This is a genomic window from Agathobaculum butyriciproducens (assembly GCA_003096535.1).
Classification (GTDB): Bacteria; Bacillota; Clostridia; order Oscillospirales; family Butyricicoccaceae; genus Agathobaculum; species Agathobaculum butyriciproducens.
In genome coordinates this window covers 1-2,500 of record QEKJ01000037.1, presented here as the reverse complement: position 1 = coordinate 2,500, position 2,500 = coordinate 1, and the positions used below count along the sequence as shown (strand labels likewise).

Here is a 2,500-nt window from a genome sequence, read left to right as displayed (position 1 = left end):
TAGCCCCGTAAGTGAAAAGGATTGAGTGCTAGCAGTATCCAGAGTACCAGCGGACACGTGAAACCCGCTGGGAAGATGGGGGGACCATCCTCCAAGCCTAAATACTACTCAGTGACCGATAGTGGAGCAGTACCGTGAGGGAAAGGTGAAAAGTACCCCGGGAGGGGAGTGAAAAAGAACCTGAAACCTTGTGCCTACAAGCACCGAGAGCACGTTAAAGTGTGATCGGGTACTTTTTGTAGAACGGTCCGGCGAGTTAATATTTGCAGCGAGGTTAAGGAACTGGAGTTCCGGAGCCGCAGCGAGAGCGAGTCTGAAAAGGGCGTATGAAGTTGCAGGTATTAGACCCGAAACCGGGTGACCTATCCATGAGCAGGCTGAAGCGGTGGTAAGACACCGTGGAGGGCCGCACCCACGTCTGTTGAAAAAGCCGGGGATGACTTGTGGATAGCGGAGAAATTCCAATCGAACTCGGAGATAGCTGGTTCTCCCCGAAATAGCTTTAGGGCTAGCGTTATTTTAGATTACCGGAGGTAAAGCACTGAATGGTCTAGGGGCCGCGAGGTTACCAAAGCCTATCAAACTCTGAATGCCGGATAATTGATGAATAGCAGTCAGACTGTGTGAGATAAGTCTCATAGTCAAAAGGGAAACAGCCCAGATCTACAGCTAAGGTCCCAAATGAACACTAAGTGGAAAATGATGTGAAACTGCGAAGACAACCAGGATGTTGGCTTAGAAGCAGCCACTCATTCAAAGAGTGCGTAATAGCTCACTGGTCGAGTGGTTTTGCGCAGAAAATGTAACGGGGCTAAGTGTTCAACCGAAGCTTAGGCATTGCAGTAATGCATTGGGTAGGGGAGCGTCGTATGCGGGGCGAAGTCAGAGCGGAAGCACTGGTGGACTGCATACGAGTGAGAATGCCGGAATAAGTAGCGAGAATTATGTGAGAATCATAATGGCCGAAAATCTAAGGTTTCTTGGGGAAGGTTCGTCCGCCCAAGGTTAGTCGGGAGCTAAGCTCAGGCCGAAAGGCGTAGGCGATGCACATACGGTAGAAATTCCGTAACCACCGAACATTTAAGCTAGAGGGACGCTTTCATTAAGTCTATCCCGGGCGATGGTTGCCCCGGGCGTAAGGGACCGAAATTTAGTAGGGAAGTAGACGGCGTGAGAGACGAGAAAAGCTCTAGTGTATACTAAGGTGCCCGTACCGCAAACCGACACAGGTAGATGGGATGAGTATTCTAAGGCCAACGGGAGAAGGGTTGTTAAGGAACTCGGCAAATTGGCCCCGTAACTTCGGGATAAGGGGCGCCTGCGAGAGCAGGCCGCAGTGAAAAGGCCCAAGCGACTGTTTAGCAAAAACACAGCTCTCTGCTAAATCGAAAGATGACGTATAGGGGGTGACGCCTGCCCGGTGCTGGAAGGTTAAGGGGAGTGCTTAGCGCAAGCGAAGGTGCGAACTTAAGCCCCAGTAAACGGCGGCCGTAACTATAACGGTCCTAAGGTAGCGAAATTCCTTGTCAGGTAAGTTCTGACCCGCACGAATGGCGTAACGATTTGGGCACTGTCTCAACAGCCCGCCCGGCGAAATTGTAGTACCGGTGAAGATGCCGGTTTCCCGCAACTAGACGGAAAGACCCCATGGAGCTTCACTGTAGCTTGATATTGGATCTCGGTATTCCATGTACAGGATAGGTGGGAGACTTGGAAGTAAGCGCGCCAGCGTTTATGGAGTCAACCTTGGGATACCACTCTTGGGATATTGGGATTCTAACCTGCGACCATGAATCTGGTCGGGGGACACTGTCAGGTGGGCAGTTTGACTGGGGCGGTCGCCTCCAAAAGAGTAACGGAGGCGCTCAAAGGTTCGTTCAGCACGGATGGAAATCGTGCACTGAGTGTAAACGCATAAACGAGCCTAACTGCGAGAATGACGGTTCGAGCAGTAACGAAAGTTGGAGTTAGTGATCCGGCGGTATGTGAATGGAAATGCCGTCGCTCAACGGATAAAAGCTACCCTGGGGATAACAGGCTGATCTCCCCCAAGAGTCCACATCGACGGGGAGGTTTGGCACCTCGATGTCGGCTCATCGCATCCTGGGGCTGAATTCGGTCCCAAGGGTTTGGCTGTTCGCCAATTAAAGCGGTACGCGAGCTGGGTTCAGAACGTCGTGAGACAGTTCGGTCCCTATCTGTTGCGGGCGCAGGAATATTGAGAGGAGCTGTCCTTAGTACGAGAGGACCGGGATGGACGTACCGCTGGTGCACCAGTTGTTCTGCCAAGGGCATAGCTGGGTAGCTAAGTACGGACGAGATAAACGCTGAAGGCATCTAAGCGTGAAACTCCCCTCGAGATAAGTGTTCCCATCCTTCGGGAGTAAGGCCCCTTGTAGACTACAAGGTTGATAGGTCAGGAGTGGAAGTGCAGTAATGTATGGAGCGGACTGATACTAATAGGCCGAGGGCTTGACCTTAAATGTTAGGTAACCTCGAA

General features: G+C 51.8%; 1 rRNA gene (cut by a window edge). It reads left to right on the top strand.

Annotation, left to right across the window (positions count from 1 at the left end):
* Positions 1-2,480 (top strand): 23S ribosomal RNA (locus tag C7386_RS12905) (it extends 363 nt beyond the left edge of the window).
* The last annotated feature ends 20 nt before the right edge of the window (positions 2,481-2,500 follow it).